Raw genomic sequence first — 21,007 nt, 5'->3', positions numbered from 1 at the left:
TTACGCAGCGGGCGTTTCGACCTTCTGCCGAAGGCCGAGTCACTTTTCTTTTGCTGGCCCAAAAGAAAAGTAACCCGAAGAAAATGGCCTGAAAGCTCCGGCAGCTTGTGTTGAATACAAGCCTTGGGGCTTGGGGTAACCGACGCTGGGCGATCTCTTTATTGAGCGATACGGCTACACCGCAAGGCACCGATACACTGAGGAGCTCTGCATGGCGTGAGGATAAGCCCGAACGGATGAGGAATCGTGGGGTTTGGCAACCTCCGCCGCTACACAGCGGGTACTCCGAAGCGCTTCGCAACGCGCCGAAGCGAAGAGGACTTAAAGCGGTCTTCGCTACGCTTCCCGATCGCAGAGGCTAGGGAAGTGGACGCCACGCTTTCCGGCTGGTCTAGAGAACTCGCCACCTAACGGCATGGCCTTTCTCTTTTTCCTTAGCTTTGTGCCCTAGAGAAGGACCAACGCGCTCCATTGCGGTGCGATGTGCAGCTCCGCTGCACGAGCCGTCCGCTTTCGCTTTTGACCTTCGGGCCCCCTGTGCGGCGGTGAGGGGTGGACGATCAGGCCCGCAGGGGAATCGGCAGGGATGCCGATTCCTTTTCGCCAGGGCAGGATGCCCTGTCGAAAAGCCCGGCCAGCCCTCACGGACTGGCCGGCTTCACCGGCCAGCGCCAAGTGGGGGTGCCTTTCTTCGGGTTACTTTTCTTTGGGCATGCAAAGAAAAGTGACTCGGCCTCCGGCAGGAGGTCGAAAGCCCGCGGCAGGCGAGCCAGATCGCGATCACGCGACAATCAAACACCGAGGCTCTGGATCCCGGCCTACGCCGGGATGACGGCTAAAGATGAAACCGTGCGGCGAGCACCCAACCTTTACCCCCTTTTCGGGGCTCACCCCAACCCTCTCCCCGAAGGGGAGAGGGACAAGAGCAGCGCGCTGACTCATGGCGCCAAATACTTCACCTGCCCCGTACGACTCATCGCCGCCGCCTCAAGAATCCCACCCAACCGCTGGATATTCTCATCCCACCGAAACCGACCCGCATGCGCCGCAATCTGTCCGCCATCCCACGACCTGCCCAGCGCGTCGACTAACGCACCTTCCAGCCCGATGCGATCATGCGCATCCACCAGCACGCCCGCATGTTCGGGCAGCACTTCGGGAATACCCCCAACGCGCGTAGCGACGACGGGTGTGCCGCAGGCCATGGCTTCGAGTACGACGTTGGGTACGCCTTCGTTGTGGCTGGGTAGGCATAGCAAGTCGGCGGCGCGGAACCAGTCGCCCAGGGCGAAGTGTTCGATGGCGCCGACCAGCCGCACGCGGTTCTGGCAGCCGAGGGCGGCGGCGCGTTGCAGTAGTGCTTCGCGGGAGGGACCGGCGCCGATGAACAGCAGGTTGGCATCGGGGTGGGTGAGCAGTACGCGGGGGAAGGCTTCGAGCAGGTCGAGGCAGCCTTTGGTGTCCTTGAGGTTGCCTACGTAGAGGATGATGCGTTCATCCTGCGGCAGTGACAGTTTTGCGCGGGCTTCGCTTAGCGAGCCGGGATGAAACAGGTTGGGTTCGACGCCGTTGTAGATCACGTGTACGCGCGACGGATCGACGCCTAGTTCCACCACCTTGTCAGCCAGCGCCTGGCTGACTGCCACTACGCCCTGAGCACCGCGCAATGCGTGGCGGATCTGTGGCCGCAGTAGTGGCTGCGTGGCTTTGACGTTCAGATCGGTGCCGTGCACCTTGACCACGTACGGGATGCCCAGGTGGCGCGCGACCCAGCTCGCCGCGGCGGCATCCGGGTACGCCCAGCTCAGCAGCATGCAGTCGTACTGTGCGCGCCGCAGGCGGCGCAGCTTCTGGCTCAAGAGCGAGATCAGCCAGAAGGCAGCGTGCATTGAGCGGCCGATCACCGGTGGATAGAAGAAAACGAAGTGGTCGGTGTTGACGTTGTTAGCGCGGAACGCCGTGGGTTTGCGGCCAAAGCGTTCACGGAAGTCCACGGCGGTGAGCACATCCACCTCGTGTTCCCGGCCGAGTCGCTCGAACTGTTGGCGGTTGAACGGGCTGCGCAATGGGTCCCAGGGCGATGGGAACAGATTGGTGAGTACCAGCACCTTCAGGCGCATGTCTCGCACTCCATGTCGAGGTACAGGCGTTCGTAGCGAGCCGCCATGGCTTCCAGCGAACCGTGCTTCTCCACCCATACGCGCGCCGCGTGGCCGTAGGCTGATGCGCGGTGCGGCTGGTTCAATAGCGACAGCATGGCTTCCGCCAGCGCATCCGGATCGCCCGGCGGCACTAGTTGGCCGGTGCGGCCGCTGTAGATGATCTCGCCGTTGCCGCCGACGTCGGTGGCGACGATGGGCAGGGCGACGGCGCAGGCTTCCAATAGCGCCATCGAATAGCCCTCGCTGGCAGAGGACAGCACGAAGAGGTCCAGTCCCTGCAATAAGTCACGCACATCGTTGCGATCGCCAAGGAAATGCACGGCATCACGCACGCCTTCCTCTATGGCGCATTGCTCCAGATCGGCGCGTAGTTCGCCGTCGCCGATCAGTAGAAGAACCGCGGATGGATGCTGTGCGTGGATCTGCCGAAACGCGCGGATCAACCCGGCCTGGTCTTTGGTCCAGTTGAGCCGGCCGACGTTGCCAATGAGGAACGCGTCATCCGGCAGTCCAAGCATCTGCAGTAACTGTTCGCGCATGGGGCTAGACGCCGGCCGGAAACGTTCGACCGCGATGCCGTTGGGCACGACGCGTGTCAATTCCTGCGGAAGCATGCCGCGTGAGATCCCGTTGCGGCGCGCCGCTTCGCACACCGTCACTACGATGTCCGTGCGTGCCAGTGAGCGCCGGTATAGCCACTCCTTGCGGCCGGTGCGTTGTCCTGCACCCATGCCGTGGCGCGTGTTGAGGATGCGCAGCACGCGCAGGCCGCACGAGGCCAGCACGGCCTGGTAATGCGCCACCGCGTTGTGCGTATGCAGGATGTCGGTGGCGTGGCGATCGATGGCCCAGCGCGCACGCGCCAGTGCGCGCAGGTCGATGCCGCGCCCTTTGTTGCAGGCGATGACGGGAATGCCGGCGGCATCCAGTTCGTGTGCGAGAGAACCCGTTTCGTACAGGCAGACCACCTGGCACTGGTGTCCCTGTTGCTGCTGTCGCTGCACCAGGTCGAGCACCATGCGCTCGAGGCCTCCGCGATTGAGGTTTTCGACCACGTGGGTGATGTTCACGGGGAATCGGACCTCATTGCGTGGCCAGGTTGGGGCATGGGCTTCCTCGTTTTCTCAAGGGTTGTTGGTAGCCAGTGACCGGCGTGGTGGACGTGGGCCATGGCGATCAAGCTCCCGTCAGTTCCGAACGCGTGACACGGTGTTTGCCGCTGCGCGTGAGCGGGATGTCGTCCACGAAGCGATGGTCCAGCGCCACCTCGTTGCCGAGCACCTTGGCGGTCTCGCGTCGGATGTAGGCGATGGAGGCGTCGTCGAAGTCGTCGCCGCGCACAATGGACAGCTCCAGTCGATGGAGCTCCCGTTGCACCAACTGGAAGCGCGTGAGGCCCGGCACATCCTTGAGCATGTACAGGAAGAATTCGCCCGGCAGGATGCGACCATCCGGAGTGCGGATGGCGTCGAGCACGCGTCCTTCCACCCGCTCCAGCAGAGGCAGGCCGCGTCCGCACGGGCAGCTGTAAGCAGTGGATGCGGTGGCGAGGTCGCCGTTGAGGTAGCGGATGAACGGCATGCCGTAGTTGGACAGGTCGGTGATCGCTACTTCGCCGGGACCATTGGCGACGCGGCTGCCATCGGTATCGAGCAGTTCGAGCGCAAGATGGTCGGCATTGATGTGCAGGCCATGGTGATGCGCGCATTCGGAGGCGATCAGCATGAACTCGCGGCAGCCGTAGGTGTTGTAGACCGGGCAACCGAAGGCTTTGGCAATGGTGTCGCGTTGGTGGGGGTGAAGTGCCTCGGCTGCGCCGATCACGGCGTCGGGGCGATGCATCTTGCGTCCGGTCTCCACTATCCATTTGGCGAGCTGGTTCAGCGGGTTCACGTAGCCGACGATGATGGCCGGTCGATAACGATCGATGGCGTCGGCATAGGTGGACAGGTTCGATTCGGTCATCTCGAAGCTGTTGAGCATGCGGCGGGCGAACAGCGTGTTGTAGACATCGTCCTTGAACTGGTGCACACGGCCCGGGGTGCCTACCGCGCCCGCCCATAGGTATAGCGTGCGGCGTCCCAGCCGCGATCCCGCCCAACCGTAGCCGCGCCACATCACAGCCATGCGGCGTTCGTAGCTTTCATGCGTGTAGCCCAGCTTGAGCGGCTCGCCGGTGGAGCCGCCAGTGCGCTTGAACAGCAGACGGTCGCGCCAGGATGTGGCTTGTAAGTCGTCGAAGTTCTCGCGAATGTCGGCCTTGGTCAGCACCGGCAACCGCGCATAGTCGTCCATGCTGCGGATGTCTTCAGGGAGGATGCCCAGCTCGCGCCAGCGCCGGCGGTAATAGGGCACTTCGCGATAGCAATGTTCGATCAGTGTCTTGAGGCGCTGGAACTGCAGCGCCGCGAGGGCCTCCGGCGAGTACCACTGGTCGCGCTCATAGGTATCCAGCCAGGACAGCGTGCTGCGGCGACGCAGGCCGCTCTCATAGGCCGGGTAGAGCACACGGCGGAAAACCCGTTCGTACCATTCACTCATGGCAAATCATCCTTCCGTCCTCAGCAGGATGCTGACCAGCACAAACAGTCCTGCGATGCTGCCGATGGCGGCGGGAACCCAGCGCATGCCGCTTTCGCTCATGCGGAAGGAGGGTAGGTCGCCAATGCGCTCGCGCGCGCCCAGGTAGAAGCCGGTGACGATAGCCAGCACCACATACAACACAATCATGTAGCTGCGACTGAGGAAGAACGCGCAGGTGAACATGCCGCACAGCGACAGCAGCAGGGTCAGCGCCATCGGCCGCTCGATGCTCCAGGCGGCATGCCGCTCGGGATCGGTAATGGGATCAGGCTTAAGGCGCAGCACGGTCGCCACCATCCAGAACGTGTAGCCGATCAGCATCAGCCACAGCACGTAGCCGACAAAGCCGGTTTCCGCCAGCACCAGCACAAACGAATTGTGCGCGGTGAGCGGGTTGTAGTCGGTGAAATTGCCGGGGCCCACGCCGAGCAGCGGGTGGGATTTGAACATCTGCAGGCCTTCATACCAGGCGTCCACGCGGCCGCTGGCCGATTCCTCGCCGGCATCGAGTTCCTGCATGCGCGACGAAAGCATCTTCATCACCGCAAGGCCGGCCGCGCCCAGCACGCCCGCGACGATGGCGCCCCGGCGATACCAGATGTAACCACCAGCGACGACCAGCACACCCAGCATCGCGCCGCGTGAATTGGTGAGACGCACACCGTAGAGCAGGGTCAGGATGCAGGCCAACCAGAGCAGCTTGCCGAAGAAACCCGCGCGCTTGAGCAACAGGCAAGCCATGGGAAGTACTAAAACGAACAGCATGCCCAAGTCGTTCGGGTCGTTGAAGATGCCCACGTACTGGATGCGGCCGTCATCGCCAAGCGGAATGCCGGTCCAGCCGATGCCGGCGCTGGCTTGGCCGATGCCGTGCATCGCCAGCACCGTGGCGCACATCACCATCACTGCCATAAGCACCAGGATGCGTCGCTGCGTATTGCATGCTGCGGCGATCATGAAAAAGGTGAGCACGACAGGACCAAACTTGCCGAGCTGATCTTTCACGCCACCGACCCAGCCGTTGGCGACTTCCGACAGCATCAGTACGGCGAAGAAGGCCAGCAGTATGACGAACTGCGGCGCACGCGGCCTGCGCGCGCCCGAGGTGAGCCATGCGGCGAAGGCCAGTGCCAGCACAATGGGCAGCACGGGCACGCCGAGCAGCGCCGGTATGTATTCCTGCGGCCTGACGATGGTCAGGACGACGTAGCAGAGGATCAGTGGGAACATGGCTGAGCCTGTTTATGACCTTCGCACAGCCCGCGCCGGGAGCTGTTTGCTCGCAGGCCAAGGAAGAGGGAAGGAGTGTATGTCGATACACGACTGAGCGATGACGCCGGCCTGTGGGCAAACAGACCCGGCCCGGAGGGTTGTCCTTGAGTGGCCGCCATGCGGCAGCGCGCGGCTCGACCTGACAGCCAGTCGGGCGCTGCGCCACGCACTACCACCTGGCGGCCACTCAAGGACAACGCGGACTGCGCGAAGGTCATAAACAGGCTCCCTCATCCGTTGTGGCCAGATGGGCGGGCGTCGGATAACCGACCACGCCAGGCATGGCCAGCAAAGCGGCGAACCAGGCTTTGCCGTAATAGCGCTCTACGGCGATGCGGTACAGCGAGTAACGATTATCGGCTGGTCGCGGGTTGGTGCCGCTGATGTAGCTGCAGGCCAGGTCGAAGCCTGCATCGCGGGTCACCTCGATGACCTGCCGGTCGAATGCGCGGTTGCTGCCCACCGGATAGGACATCAGCAACGGCATGGGGCCGAGTTCGCGCAGCAAGGCATTGCGGGAGTCGAGAACCTCGTGCTCCAGCTCCTCACGCGGCAGTTTGGAGAGCATCCAGTGATTCACGCCGTGCGAGCCGATCTCCAGACCGGCGGCGCGCATTTCGCGTAGCTGATCCCAGCTCATCGGGCGACAGTCCGCCGGCCGCGCATGCTCGGAGGGCATCTGCCACGCGTCTTCCAGGCGGCGGATCATCGCTGCCTGTGCCAGCGCGCTGATCTCCTTCATGTTGTCGAGCACGCGACCCGCCAAGGCGCGGCGTTCGTCGCGCGTCGCTGGCATCGGCACATCCATGCCTAGCTCGGGAAGTTCCAGCCGCGACGCATCGCTGAGCAAGATCAGGTGCACCAGCCAGTCGTACGCATACGGACGACCGCTATCGATGTGACCAGTGGAAATGAAGAAGGTGGCCGGGACGCCGAGTTCCTTAAGGATCGGATAGGCAATGCGGTAGTTGTCGTCGTAACCGTCGTCAAAGGTGATCACCACCGCATCGGGCGGCAGCGGATGGCCCGCGTTGATGGCGGCGGCCACGTCACTGAGGCGCATGGGGCGATAGCGGTCGCGCACCAGTGTCATCTGTTCGCGGAACTCTTCCGGCGTGGTGCTGACCAGCTCCATGTCGAACTCGTACTGCTCCGGATCGGGTACCGGCATCACGCGGTGATAAGCGAGGATGCGCAGGTCTTTCTGCCACCATGCGCGCATTTTCTGCAGCGGGCTGAGCAGGCCAGCGCTATAGCACAGCTCGCCTAGCCGTTCACGGATGCCAGTGTGCGGCGTCTGGCTCACCATAGTTGTTCCCCTCGGCTGCGCGCATAGGCGATGGACGCCTGCGCCGCGTAAAGATTGAGATAGAAGAACGCGACCATCAGGCGCACCGGCAACCAGCGCCCCGCCGTGGGCCGAGCACGTTCGATGGCGACCAGCCCGACGCCACCCAGCAAGACGGCAAGCACGGCGCCATACGCCAGTTGGTGACGCGCCAGATAGGCGGAGGACAGCAGCAGCGACAGCAGCAACCACGGCGCCAGCAGGCGAAGCATCTTGTGGCTCATGAACTGGAACCACAGCGGGTTGCGGGCGGGTGAGAGCAGCCACGGCGCCACGTCGATCAACTGGAAGCAGCCGACCATGGCGCGCATGCGACGAGCCTGTTCGTCCAGCGGCGCCTGTGCGGTTTCGCCCCAGGCGACGGCGCGCGGTTCGAACACCACGCGCCGGCCGTGGGCGGCAACGCTCATGGGTACAAGTACGTCGTCGAGCAAGGTGTCGGGTGGCAAGGGCCTGTAGTACTCGGCGCGCACGGCATACAGCGCCGCACAAACGCCCACCGATGAGCCGCAGAGGCTTTCCTGTCGGCGGATGAACTTCTCGTAGTGCCAGTAGGCATTCACACCGTGGGCGAAGGTGCTGCTCACGTTTTCCAGTTCCAGGCTGCCGCTGACTGCACCTACCTGCGGATCGCCCAGGTTGCTCACCACTTCGCGCAGCGCCAGTGGCGACAGCTTGTGCTGGACGTCCGTCATCAGCAGGATCTCGCCGCGCGCGGTGGCCACGGCGTCGTTGAGGCACAGCGCCTTGCCGCGTGACACGGGAAACTCGAGTACCCGCACGCGTGCGTCGTGCGAGTGGCGCACGAGAGCGGCGGTGCGGTCCTTGCAGCCGTCGCAGGCCACGATGATCTCGATGTACTCGGCCGGGTAGTCCAGTGTGCGCAGGTTCTTCAGCTTGGCGCGGATATGCCTCACGCCGTCGCGCACCACAATAATGATGGACACGGTGGGCAGCACCGGCTGCTTGCGCACCGGGCGATGCATCAGCTTGCCGCACAGCCAGGCGATCAGCGGGTAGCCGATGAAAATGTAGAGCAGCATCCAGAAGCTGCCCCTGCATACCCATGTCGCCATTGTCGTCATGTCCCGCCCCCTGTGGTCACGCGCGTTCACCGTCGGCCGAACAGTTGCCGCAAGCGTCCGCCCAGCGAGGCGCTCTTTTGCGGTTCCGTCAGGTCGCCTTCCGGCAGGGCCGCCGCCAGTGAGGCCAGCGGGCTGGTCGCGACGTCGAGCAGGTTGAGCTTTACCCCGGTTTCCTTGCGCACCAGCGTGACCATTTCGATCGCGAGCAGCGAATGGCCGCCGATGTCGAAGAAGTTGTCGCTGGCCCGCACGTCGTCCGCGCCCACCAGCTTGCACCAGACTTCGCCGAGGTAGCGTTCGCGCGGGTCGTCGCTGGCGCTTACGCCCGGTTCGGCGTCATCAGTCGTCAGCGTGGTGTTGAGGACAGGTGGCGGCAGCGCCTTGCGGTCGGTCTTGCCGTTCGGCGTGCGTGGCAGCGCGGACAGGCGCACCAAATGTTGCGGCTGCATATAGGCGGGTAGACGGGCTGCCAACTGTGCGCGCAGCTTTGGCCAAACGAGTTCTTCGTCTTCCGTGCACACGGCATACAGCACGAGGCGTTCGTCATTGGGGGCGATCTCGCGTACCACCACGACGCAATCGAGCACGCTGGGTTCCATGCGCGCGACGGCTTCGATCTCGCCGGGCTCGATGCGGTAGCCGCGCAGCTTTACTTGGAAGTCGAGGCGGCCGAGGTGTTCCAGTGTGCCGTTCGCCAGCCAGCGTGCACGGTCGCCGGTGCGATAGAAGTGCTTGCCGGGTGCAAAGGGATCGGCCGGAAAACGTTCGGCGGTCAGTTCCTCGCGATGCAGGTAGCCGAGCGCCACACCGTCGCCGCCGATGCACAGTTCACCGGGTACGCCGATGGGGCAATGCTGGCCGTATTCGTCGAGAACGTGGATGGTGGTATTGGCGATGGGCGTCCCGATGGAGATGCCGCGCTCAGGCTGCTCGACGCGCCAGCAGGTGGACCACACCGTGGTTTCGGTGGGGCCGTACATGTTCCACAGTTCGGCACCGCGTGCGAGTAACTGTTGCGCCAGATCGGCGGACAGCGGCTCGCCACCGCACAGTGCACGGAAACCAGCTGCCGGCTGCCAGGGCGTTTGCAGCAGCAGGCGCCAGGTGACGGGCGTGGCCTGCATCATGGTGGCGGCGTGTGCGTCCAGTAGTTGGCACAGGGCATCGCCGTCCATCGACTCCTCGCGTGTGGCGAGCAGTACTTCGCCGCCGACGCTGAGTGGGCCGAACAGTTCCAGCACGGCGATGTCGAAGGACAGCGTGGTGACGGCAAGCAGGCGTTCGTTCGCATGCAAACCTGGGCGCTCCGCCATGCCGGCCAGGAAGTTCACCACCGCGCGGTGCGGAATGGCGACACCCTTGGGGCGTCCGGTGGAGCCCGAGGTGTAGATCACGTATGCAACGGATTCACCGTCGAGCGTGGCATTCGTCGGCAGGCGCGTACCGGGCCGGGATGCGATCTCGGCGGCGGCTTCGTCCAGCAGCAGTCGTGCGCCGCCGTTGTCATCGATACGCGCAGCGATGGCCGACTCGGTGACCAGTACAGCGAGCTGGGCATCCTGCGCCATATAGGACAGGCGGTCGGCGGGGAAGTCCGGGTCCAGCGGTACGTAACCTGCGCCGGTCTTGAGCACGGCCAGCACGGTGGCGAGCATGTCGAGGCTGCGCGTGAGGGATACACCGACCAGTGCGCCGTGCGCCGCGCCGCGTTCGCGCAGGGCATGCGCAATGCGGTTGGCGCGCGCATCCAGTTCGCGGTAGCTCAATGTGACGTCACGGCAATGGATGGCCGCGCGTTCCGGTGCCTTGTCGCATTGCTGCTCGAACAGCTGGTGGAGACGGGCGTCGGGGACGTTCAGCGAGGTCTGGTTCCACTCGGCAAGCAGGGCGCTTTCGTGCTCCGGCAACAGATCCAGGCGCGCGACAGTCTGGCCAGGATCGGCCAGCGCGGAGGCGAGCAGGCTCTCGTAGCAATCACGGAAGCGCGCTGCCGTTGCCGGGTCGAAGATGTCGGCGTTATACGTGATGCCACCCAGCAAGCCTTGTTCCTGTTCGAGGAACCACAGGCCGATGTCGTCCGCGGCGCCGCGCTGGAATACGGGCAGATGCTCATGCGACAGCTCGCCCCAGGACACGATGCGACGGCGTGCATCCTGGAAGGAGAACATCGCCTGGGAGATCGGCGGTCGGCTTTCGTCGCGCGCCAGTCCCAGCGAGAACACCAGTTGCTCGAACGGTACGTCGGGATGCGCGAACGCATCAAGCACTACCTGTCGCACCTGTTTCAGCACGTCGCGGAACGGGGCCTCGGGATCGACCGTTACGCGCAGCGGCAGCGCGTTCACGAACAGACCCATGATGCTTTCGGTCTCCACGCGGTCGCGACCACGGACCGGCGTGCCGACGATCAGGTCGCGCTGGCCGCTCAGGCGATGCAGAAGCACGTAGTACGTCGCCAGCAGCACCATGAATGACGTGGCTTCTTCGCGTTGCGCCAGGGCATGCACGGCGGCGGCGCGCTCCACGGGGATGCGGACCCATTCGGTGGCGCCGGCGCCCGACATGCGCGCAGGGCGTTGGCGGTCGGTGGGAAGTTCGAGCGGTTCCAGCGCGCCGTCTAGTGTTTTGAGCCAGTGCGCGAGTTGTTTCTGCACGGTGTCGGTGCGCATCCAGTCGCGATGCCATGCGGAGAAGTCGGCGTATTCGATCGGCAATGGCGGGAGGCTGGCGCCGTCGCCAGCGCAGCGCGAGACATAGGCGCGCGACAGATCCTCGTACAAGAGGTCGAATGACCAGCCATCCCACACGATGTGGTGGGCCATGAAGAAGAACACATGGTCGTTGTCGTCCAGCCGGAACAAGCGCGCGCGATACAGCGGCGGCTGCGCAAGGTCGAACGGCTGGGCGATGTCGGCGTCGAGCGTCTGTTTCAGCACGTCCAGGCGCGTCTCGGCAGGCAGTGTGGAAAGGTCTTCCAGCACCAACTCGGGCAGGAGTCCGGCATGAATCCGCTGCAGCCCGCCGTTCTCGCCGGTTTCGATGGAAGTGCGCAGGGCTGGCTGGCGTTGCACCACGTCGCGCAAGGCCTGACGGAACGCCGCTACATTCATGGGACCGCGCAGACGATGCGCGGAGGGCGTGTTGTAGACCACGCGGCCGGGGTGCAGTTGTTCCAGGTACCACAGGCGTTGCTGCATCGAGGACAGCGGTGCTACGTCGCGATTCGCGAGGCGCGGGATGTCCGCCGATGGCGTGGCCGTATCCGGTGCGCGATAGCCGTCGATGGTCTGGGCGAGTCCTTCGATGGTCGGTGCGTCGAACAGTGTGCGGAAGGACAGCGTGATGCCGAACTCCCGATTCAAGCGTGCGGTGAGTTGTGCGGCAAGCAGCGAGTGGCCGCCCAGCGCGAAGAAGTTGTCGCGTACGTCCAGCTCCGGCAGGGCGAGCACGGCTTCCATCGCGGTAGCCACGCGGCGCTCGGTGTCGGTGCGGGGCATAAGGCGGTCGCGGCGCGCTTCGGCGGTGGGTTGCGTAGGTGCGGGAAGCGACTTGCGGTCGATTTTGCCATTGGGAAGCAGGGGAATAGCCGGCATCGCCACGAAGTGCTGCGGCACCATGTAGTCGGGCAGGCGTTGGCGCAGGGGCGGGCACAGATCGACTGTTTCCAGGTCCGCGCCTTCGGCGGCCACCACATAGGCGACCAGACGCACGTCGCCGGGGCGGTCCTCACGCGCCATCACCACGGCACGGGCGACTTCCGGCAGATCGGCCAGCGCGGTTTCGATTTCACCCAGCTCGATGCGATAGCCGCGGATCTTCACCTGGAAATCAAGGCGACCGAGGTGTTCCAGCTCGCCCTTGGCCAGCCAGCGACCACGATCACCGGTGCGATACATGCGCGCATCGGACTCGCCGGAGAACGGATCGGGCAGGAAGCGTTCCGCATTGAGTTCCGGGCGGTCGAGATAGCCTAGCGTCACGCCGTCGCCGCCAATGTAGATTTCGCCCGGCATGCCCAGCGGACAGGGCGCGCCGTGCTCGTCGAGCACATGGACGGTGGTGTTGGCGATGGGCTGGCCGATGGTGATGCCTGCACGCGGGTCGTATGCGCGCCACAGCGTGGACCACACGGTGGTTTCGGTGGGGCCATAGGCGTTCCACAGTTCGCCGCAACGCGCCAGCAAGGCTTCAGCCAGATCCAACGGCAGCGGCTCGCCGCCTGCAATCGCCTTGAAGCCTGCGTGCCCCGCCCAGCCCGATTCCAGCAGTACCCGCCAACCGGCCGGCGTTGCCTGCATGATCGTGGCGCCGCTGCGTTCCACCAGCTCGCGCAGCGCGCTGCCGTCGCGTACATGATCGTGGTCGGCCAGCACGATGGCCGCACCCACGCTGAGCGGCAACATCAGCTCGAGGAAGGCAATGTCGAAGGACAACGTGGTCACCGCGACCAGGCGGTCATCCTCGCGGATGCCGGGTTCCCGTTGCATGCTGCTGATGAAGTTGGATGTCGCGCGGTGCGGCACCCGCACGCCTTTGGGCTTACCGGTCGAGCCGGAGGTATAGATCACGTAGGCGACGGATTCCGGCGTGGCGGAGCCTTCGTCACGCGGCAGGCGCTCTGCGCTCGCTGCGTCGATGAGCGCTGCGTCGCGCTTGAGCGAGAGCACATTCGCTGCCGGGAAATCAAAGATGGCCGATGCTTCATCGTCGACGATAAGCGCGGCGAGCGAGGCGTCCTGCGCCATGAAGGCGAGGCGTTCCGCCGGAAAGCCGGGGTCGAGCGGCACGTAGCCAGCGCCGGATTTCAGCACCGCCAGCAGCGCGGCGATCATGTCCGCGCTGCGGCTGAGTGACAGGCCGACCAACTGGCCCCGCTGCACGCCGCGCCCGCGCAACAGGTGGGCGATGCGATTGGCGCGGGCGTCCAGTTCGGCGTAGCTCAGTGGTGCATCGCCTGCGATGGCGGCGCGGGTGGGGACGCGATCAGCCTGCTGTTCGACGTATTCGTGCGCCAGTCGTTCCGCGGGATACGCTGTGCGCGACGGCTGCAACGCTGTCAGGGCTGCGAGCGCCGATGGCGAAGCAAGCCCGAGCGCGCTGCCGGCCGCCTGAGGCGCCGCTGTGGCGTGCCGCAGCAAGGTGGCATAGGCGTCCAGCCACGCCTGGATGGTGGCGGTTTCGAACAGGTCGCTGTTGTACTGGCATTCCAGGCGGATGCCGTTCGGCAACTGCACGGCGTTGACGAACAACTCGAAGTTCTCGAACGCGCGCGGGTTGCCGGCGAATTCGAAAGAGAGTCCGGGGAAGCTGACGGTACGCTCGTCCAGCGCCTGATCCAGATTGAACAGGACGCCAGCCAGCGGCAGCCGGCTCGGGTCGCGCGGCAGGGCCAAGCGCGCAAGCAGGCTGCCTAGCGTGTACTGCTGATGGTCGAAAGCATCGAGCAGGTCGCCGCGCACTTGCTTGAGGCTGTCCTCGAACGGCGCGGTCGTATCGAGCATCACGCGCAGCGGCAGCACGTTGACGCAGTGACCCACCAAATCCTGGTGGCCGCCTGCGGCTTGTCCGGCCGAGGGGATGCCGATGACCACGTCGTCCTGCCCGCTGAGCCGTTGCAGTAACAGGCCGAAACCGGCGAGCAAGGTTGCGTACAGGCTCGCGCCGCGCTGCGCACCCATGCGCTTGATATCGGCGACAAGCGCGCCGTCGAGCGACAGGTCTTCGCGGCGCGAATGGAAGCTGCGCTGGCGCGGGCGTGGATGATCGGTGGGCAGGTCCAGCGAGGGCGTGGCGTTGGCGAAGCGGGCGAGCCAGTAGGCTTCGTCGTCCTTGCCGGCGGCGCTCTGTGTGTGATCCGCCTCAGCGAGTGCGTAGTCGGCGAACACGTCGGCGGGCGGCAATTCCTCACCCTTGCCGATCTGCTGCGCATAGAGGGCTGCAAGGTCGCGCACGATCACGCCGAACGACCAGCCATCGCACACGATGTGGTGCGCGGTGAACACCAGCAGGTGTTCTTGCGATGACAGACGCAGCAATTCGGCGCGCACCAGTGGGCCGGTGTCCAGGTTGAACGGTTCGCTGACCACGCGCGCGAGCGTGGCTTCGATCTCGGCCTGTTGCTCGTCGGGCCCCAGCCACGAGAGTTCGCGCAGCGGGCAAGGCAGGTCCAGTTCCGCAGCAATGCATAGCTCGCCGCCATCATTGGCGAAGGTGGCGCGCAGCGCTTCGTGGCGCTCCGGCAGTTGCCGTAGTGCTGTCTGCAGGGCCTCTACGTCGAGATCGCCGTGCAGGCGCAGTGACACCGATTCGTTGTAGGCGAGCGAAGCCTCGGGCTCCAACGTGGAGGCCAGCCACACTTCGCGTTGCGGCGCGGTGGCGGGTACTACGCGAGCCAGCGCCGCACCGGCGAACGGGTCGTAGTCGACGGCGATCGGGCTGGCGTCGGTTGCCTGCGCGGATTCATGCGGGTTCATGCATTCACCCTCATGTATTTGCCCGGCATGTCGGGGTTGGGCACGAACCAGGCTGGGTTGCCTTCGTGATCCTTGCCCAGCCGCGCGCCGACCACGGGTGGGCGATTGGCATCGATGGCCAGTGCTTCCACATTCTTGTTGCGCGGCAGGAATTCGGCTTCCTGCATTTCGAGCACGGAATCTTTGTAGGCCTTGGCGATGGCCTGGAAGTCCTGCTCACTGTGCGCGGTAGTGAAGAAGCAGGGGAAGTTGTCCAACAGATGGATGCCGCGGCTGCGGATCATGGCGAACAGCAGGTCCTGCAGCGGATGGTCTTCGGTGAAGTTGGTCTTCCACACCGACGCGAAATGCACCAGTTGGATGGGCGCACCGACGCTGGCGCAGAAGGCGTTGAGTTCGTCCATCAGCAGGCTGGTGCGCGCGTTCAAGCGCTCCTGCAGTGCGGCACCATTCTGTTTGAGGTGGTTGAGCACGGCATGCGCGGCAGCCAGTGCCAACGGATGGCGCACGAACGTACCGGCGAAATAGGTGACGCCGACGGTCGGGATGGAGGCATCGCCGTACTGCCAGCCGCCACCGTCCAGCGCGTCCATGTAGCGGCGCTTGCCGGCGATCACGCCGATGGGGAAGCCGCCGCCCACCACCTTGCCGTAGGACGCCAGGTCGGCATCGATGCCCAGCACCTGTTGCGCGCCGCGCGGATGCGAGCGGAAGCCGGTGACCACTTCGTCGAAGATCAGCAACGCGCCGGCGTCGGCGGTAATGGCGCGCAGCTCCTTGAGGAAGTCGCGCGGTTGGAAATCCGGGCGGCGGCTCTGCACCGGTTCGACCAGTACGGCGGCAATAGTGGATGCGCGTTCGCGGATGATCTGCAGCGTTTCGGGTGTGCCGTATTCCAGCACCAGCACGTTGTCGGAGGTGTTGCGCAGGATGCCCGGCGCGGCTGGCACTGAGCGCAGCTTCTTGGTGCCGCGCACGATGACTTCATCGAAGATGCCGTGGTACGAACCGGTGAAGATCACCAGCGTGTCGCGACCGGTGACGGTACGGGCGATGCGGATGGTGCCCATCACCGCTTCCGAACCGGTGTTGCACAGCGCGGCGCGATCGAAGCCGGTGAGCTCGCACACCTGCTCGGCCACTTCGCCGGCCAGTGGGTGCTGCGGGCCGATTTCGTAGCCGGCATCGAGCTGGCGGCGTACGGCGTCGAGCACGAAGTCCGGCTGCCAGCCGAACAGGTTCATGCCGAAGCCGTTGAGTGCGTCGACGTATTCGTTGCCGTCCAGATCCCACACCTTGGAGCCTTTCGAACGGTTCACCACGATCTGGTAGATCATTTCCTTGAGCAGCGGACGGAAGCCGTTCACCACGCGCGGATCGGCCAGATGGTCGCGATGACGCTGCGTGTATTCCTTGGAGGCCCGCGTGCGGTCGATGTAGCGACGCATGAAAGCATCCAGGCGCGCATGCTGGCGATCGGTCAGGTCCGTCTGGGTGGAGTGGATGCGGGCAATGGCCCCGAAGGCCTTTTTCACGTCATAGGTGGTGTGGGCGAGCGTCGCTTCTTCATCCTGCGCGGGCGGCTGAGCGACTGCGCTAGCGACCGGGGCGGCGGGTGCAGCCGGCGCGGGTGCCACAGCGATGGCTTGCACGGGTGCGGGCGCGGCGGGTGCCACGGCCATGCTTGCACCGGCGAGCAACGCCAGTTGCTGCTGCATGATCAGCATCTGTTGCTGGATAAGGTCCTGCACAGCGTTGCCGCTGGCGGCAATCTGCATGACCGGCGCGGCGATGGCGGCGGGAGCCACCGACGCGCCGGATGCGGCGGGAAGAACCGGGTTGGCCGGAGCGGGCGTGGCAGCATCCGGCGGCAGCATCTGATCGATATGCATGGCGAGGCGCTCGAATGAGGAAAACGACTCCATCAGTTCGCGGAAGGTGATCTTCAGCGCGAAGGTCTTCTGCAACTGCAGCGCGACCTGAGTGAGCGATAGCGAATCCAGCCCCAGCTCGACGAAGCCGGCCGTGGGCTCGACGCCTTCCAGCTCGGCACCCGAAACGTCTTCGAATAGCTCGGTGAGCTGGGCGAGCAGGCGGGCGTGACGGGGCGAGCCGGCATGGGCGCCGGAGACGTTGACATCCATGGGAGGCTCCACAACAGAGGCAGGCGAAGAGGCGAACAACGGCACGACGTTGTCCACCAAGGGAATGGGTGTGGTGGCGATGGGCGTGGCGGCGGCCGGTGCTGCGGCTTCCACCCAGTAGCGCTTGCGCTCGAACGGGTAGGTGGGCAGGCGCACGCGGCGGCGATTGGCGCGGCGATCGAGCGAGCACACGGCGACGGGCAGGCCCGCGCACCACAGCTCGCCCATGGCGGCGACCCAGGCGGTGCGCTCTGCCAGTTCCGCATCCGCGATGCTGGACACTACCTGGTGCTTGCGGCTTTGCGTGTGCTGGCGTGCGAGCGTGGTCAGCGCGTTGCGGGGGCCGACTTCGAGGAATACGCGCGGCTGTTCACCCATCTGCGTGAGCAGCGCTGGCGAGAAGCGCACCGTGCCGCGCAGGTGGCGCGTCCAGTAGTCGGGCGAGGTGGCGTCGGCAGCGTCGAGCAGCTCGCCGGTGAGGGTGGAAATGATCGGTAGAGCCGGTGCCGAAAGCGCGATGCGCGCCACTTCGGCGCGGAACGGTTCGAGCACCGGATCCATCATGGCGGAGTGGAACGCGTGCGAGGTCTGCAACAGGCGGCAGGCCACGCCTTCCGCTTCCAGTTGCAGGCGGAAGGCTTCGACGTCGGTGGTTTCGCCACTGACCACGCTGGCGTTGGGACTGTTCTCCGCGGCCAGGTGCAGCGACGTCGGAAGACGTGCGCGCAGTGCATCGGCGCCGAGTCGTACGGAGAGCATGGAGCCCGCGGGCATCGATTGCATCAGGCGGCCGCGACGGGCGATGAGGTGCGCGCCGTCCGTCAGGCTCATGACGCCGGCGATGACGGCGGCGACGAACTCGCCGACGCTGTGGCCGATCATCGCGACTGGCGTGATATCCATGGAAAGCCACAGCTTTGCCAGCGCGTATTCGATGGCGAAGGTGGCCGGCTGGGTCAACGAGGTTTCACGTAGGGCGGCGGCATCGCCGTCGAACAGGCGTTCGCGCAGGTCGAAGCCCAGTTCGTTGCGCAGTGCCTCGGCGCAATCGTCGATAGCGGCGCGGAAGGTGGGCTCGCTGGCATACAGCGCCTTGCCCATGCCTGCATATTGCGAACCCTGGCCGGGGAACAGGAAGACCACCTCGGGTGCTGGCTTGGTCGCTTCGCGCACGTTGGCGGCGGACAGATCATTCAGGCGGGCCACGGCTTCATCGGTCGTCGTGGCAACCACGCATGCGCGATGCGCAAAAGCTTTGCGGCCGTGCAACAGTGTGCTGCCGACGTCGGCGAGATTGGCATCGGGTTTGGTTACCAGGTGGCTGGCCAGGCGCGCGGCGGATGCCGCGACAGCCGATGGCGTACGGCCGGAAAGGAACAGCAGTTGCGGTCCTTGTGCCGCATCTGACGGAGTCGTCGCCGGGGCCGCTTCCATGATCACGTGGGCGTTAGTGCCGCCTACACCGAACGAGCTGACGCCTGCGCGCAGCGGTTGCTCGCTCGTTGGCCATGCGCGCAACGTGTCGTTGACCACGAACGGTGAGCCGGCGAAATCGATCTTGGGATTGGTGGTCTGCACGTGCAGCGAGGGCGGCAGCAGCCGTTCGTGCAGTGACAGTGCCGTCTTGATCACGCCAGTGGCACCCGCCGCGATGACGGTGTGCCCGACGTTGCTCTTGACCGAGCCGATGGCGCAGTAACCGCAATCGTCCGTGTGCTGGCGGAACGCGGTGGTCAGGCCTTCGATTTCGATGGGGTCGCCCAGTGGCGTGGCGGTGCCGTGGGCTTCCACGTAGGAGATGGAGCGCGCGTCCACGCCGGCGTCGGCCAGGGCCATCGCAATGACGGCCGCCTGACCTTCGCTGCTGGGTGCGGTAAAGCTGGCCTTGCCGCCGCCGTCGTTGTTCACCGCTACGCCGCGGATCAGGGCGAGCACGTCGTCGCCGTCGCGTTGCGCATCCGGCCAGCGCTTGAGCAGCACGACCGCTGCGCCATCGCTGAATACCGTGCCCTGCGCTTGTGCGTCGAAGGTGCGCGTATGGCCATCGGGCGACAGCATGGAGCCTTCCTGCGCGATGTAACCACTGCGTGGCGGGCAGGTGATGGATACGCCACCGGCGATAGCCATCTCGCATTGCCCGGCGCGCAGCGCGGCCACGGCCTGGCAAATGGCAACCAGCGACGTAGAGCAGGCGGTGCTGACGTTGACCGCCGGGCCAGTGAGGTTGAGTTTGTGCGCCACGCGGGTGGCGAAGAAATCCTTTTCGTTGGCCAGCGACACCTGGAATGCGCCGAGCTTGTCGATCAGGTCCGGGCGATGCGTCAGGTGATGCTGGAAGTAGGTGGCGTGGTACATGCCGCCGAACACGCCGACCGGCACGTCGTTGCGGTCCGGCGTATAGCCGCCGCGCTCCAGGCATTCCCAGCACAGTTCAAGAAAGATGCGCTGCTGCGGATCCATCAGCTCCGCTTCGCGCGGCGAGATACCGAAGAACGCGGCATCGAAATCTTCCACGCCATCGACGATGCCGCGCGCGGCCACGTAGGCAGGATCGTTGCGCAGGGAGGCAGGGATGGATGCGTCGAGTTCCTCTGCGCTGAAGTGTGTGATGGATTCGCGCCCTTCGCACAGATGGGACCAGAAGGTTTCCACGTCGGCCGCGCCGGGGAAGCGTCCTGCCGCCGCGACGATGGCGATGGGCTCGTTGGCGTCGCCCTGGCGTCCGCGCGACAGGCGCGAGGCAAGGGCGGAGCGCGCGCCGCGCCCTTCGATCAGCGCGGCTAGCGCGGCGGGCGTCGGGTCAGCAAAGAAGGCAGGGATGGTGGGTGTCGCGGACATGTCGGCATGCACGCGTTCCATCAGGCGGACGGCGAGCAGCGAATTACCGCCAAGGTCGAAGAAGTGATCCAGGCGGCCCACCTGATCGATCTCCAGCACGTCGGAGAACAGTGCGCATAACCGTTGCTCCAGCTCGCCGGACGGCGGCACGTAGCGGTCGGCGAGTTCCGGGCGGCCACGGCCGGGTGCGGGCAGGGCGCGGCGGTCCAGTTTGCCGTTGGTGGTCACTGGCATGCTGTGCATACGCACATACGCGACAGGCACCATGTACTCGGGCAACGTCTTCGCAAGCGCTGCGCGCAGCGTGCGTGCCGTGACGGCGGCATCTTCAGCGACGAAGTAGGCCACCAGGCGCTTCTGGCCAGGCTGGTCTTCGCGCGCCAGCACAGCGCTCGCACGCACGCCGGGCAGGTTTTGCAGCGAGGCTTCAATCTCGCCGATCTCGATGCGATAGCCGCGGATCTTCACCTGTCCGTCGATGCGGCCGATGAAATCGATGATGCCTTCCGGCAGCCAGCGCACCAGGTCGCCGGTGCGATAGAGCTTGCCGCTACCGGCGAACGGATCGGCGACGAAGCGCGCGGCGCTGAGTTCCTCGCGCGCCATGTAGCCGCGTGCGACGCCTTCGCCGCCGATGTACAGCTCGCCGATGACGCCAGGCGGTACCAGTTGGCCGCGGGCGTTCACGACGTACAGCGTGGTGTCGGCGATAGGGCGGCCAATCGGAATGGAGCGTGCCGTCGCATCCAGGCTTGCCGGTATGCGGAAGGTCGTGGCGAAGGTGGTGCACTCGGTGGGACCGTAGCCGTTGATCAGCGTGGTGGTCGGCAGTAGCGACTGGGCCTTGCGGACATGCGGGACGGACAGTGCTTCGCCACCGGTGAGCAACTGTTCCAGACCACTCAAGTGGGTGCCGTCTTCGTCGACGATGGCGTTGAACAGGGCTGCCGTGAGCCAGGCGATGCGCGCGTCGTGCTGGCGAATGGTGCTGGCCAGCCCACCGCCGCTGGGCACGCGTTCGTCGTGGACGATGCAGATGCCGTTGTTGAGCAGGGGGGGCCCAGATTTCGAGCGTGGCAGCGTCGAAACCGAGCGGAGCGGC

The 21,007-nt window shown here is 65.3% G+C and carries 8 protein-coding genes; all 8 read right to left on the bottom strand.

Annotated elements, in window-relative coordinates; translation table 11 throughout:
• Positions 1–938: 938 nt before the first annotated feature.
• Positions 939–2,120, bottom strand: a complete 1,182-nt coding sequence (locus tag DYST_RS04540) for a glycosyltransferase family 4 protein (RefSeq protein WP_239950368.1) — start codon at positions 2,118–2,120, stop codon at positions 939–941.
• Positions 2,111–3,232 (bottom strand): glycosyltransferase, encoded by a 1,122-nt coding sequence (locus tag DYST_RS04535; RefSeq protein ID WP_239950366.1) that lies wholly within the window; start codon positions 3,230–3,232, stop codon positions 2,111–2,113. The genes DYST_RS04540 and DYST_RS04535 overlap by 10 nt, the downstream gene beginning before the upstream one ends.
• A 106-nt stretch (positions 3,233–3,338) precedes the next feature.
• Entirely contained in the window at positions 3,339–4,703 is a 1,365-nt protein-coding gene (locus tag DYST_RS04530) for a phenylacetate--CoA ligase family protein (RefSeq protein WP_239950365.1), read from the bottom strand.
• A gap of 6 nt (positions 4,704–4,709) precedes the next feature.
• Positions 4,710–5,975: an O-antigen ligase family protein gene (locus tag DYST_RS04525; protein ID WP_239950363.1), complete on the bottom strand. Its 1,266-nt coding sequence runs from the start codon at positions 5,973–5,975 to the stop codon at positions 4,710–4,712.
• Between the two features lie 256 nt (positions 5,976–6,231).
• Positions 6,232–7,326 (bottom strand): polysaccharide deacetylase family protein, encoded by a 1,095-nt coding sequence (locus DYST_RS04520; protein WP_239950362.1) that lies wholly within the window; start codon positions 7,324–7,326, stop codon positions 6,232–6,234.
• Positions 7,320–8,408, bottom strand: a complete 1,089-nt coding sequence (locus DYST_RS04515) for a glycosyltransferase family 2 protein (protein WP_233202368.1) — start codon at positions 8,406–8,408, stop codon at positions 7,320–7,322. Before DYST_RS04515 ends, DYST_RS04520 begins: the two co-directional genes overlap by 7 nt.
• 68 nt (positions 8,409–8,476) lie before the next feature.
• Positions 8,477–14,923, bottom strand: a complete 6,447-nt coding sequence (locus DYST_RS04510; protein ID WP_239950360.1) for a non-ribosomal peptide synthetase — start codon at positions 14,921–14,923, stop codon at positions 8,477–8,479.
• Complete coding sequence (locus DYST_RS23950; RefSeq protein ID WP_275666927.1) at positions 14,920–20,919, bottom strand: type I polyketide synthase; 6,000 nt, start codon at positions 20,917–20,919, stop codon at positions 14,920–14,922. Before DYST_RS23950 ends, DYST_RS04510 begins: the two co-directional genes overlap by 4 nt.
• Positions 20,920–21,007 lie beyond the last annotated feature (88 nt).

The organism is Dyella terrae (assembly GCF_022394535.1).
Lineage (GTDB): Bacteria > Pseudomonadota > Gammaproteobacteria > Xanthomonadales > Rhodanobacteraceae > Dyella.
Note: the sequence above shows the minus strand (reverse complement) of the source record. Positions and strands in the feature narration are given on the sequence as shown.

Coding starts and splice junctions, on each gene's coding strand:
- DYST_RS04540 (WP_239950368.1), bottom strand. CDS start 2,120: ATGCGCCTGAAGGTGCTGGTACTCACCAATCTGTTCCCATCGCCCTGG.
- DYST_RS04530 (WP_239950365.1), bottom strand. CDS start 4,703: ATGAGTGAATGGTACGAACGGGTTTTCCGCCGTGTGCTCTACCCGGCC.
- DYST_RS04525 (WP_239950363.1), bottom strand. CDS start 5,975: ATGTTCCCACTGATCCTCTGCTACGTCGTCCTGACCATCGTCAGGCCG.
- DYST_RS04520 (WP_239950362.1), bottom strand. CDS start 7,326: ATGGTGAGCCAGACGCCGCACACTGGCATCCGTGAACGGCTAGGCGAG.
- DYST_RS04515 (WP_233202368.1), bottom strand. CDS start 8,408: ATGCTGCTCTACATTTTCATCGGCTACCCGCTGATCGCCTGGCTGTGC.
- DYST_RS04510 (WP_239950360.1), bottom strand. CDS start 14,923: ATGAACCCGCATGAATCCGCGCAGGCAACCGACGCCAGCCCGATCGCC.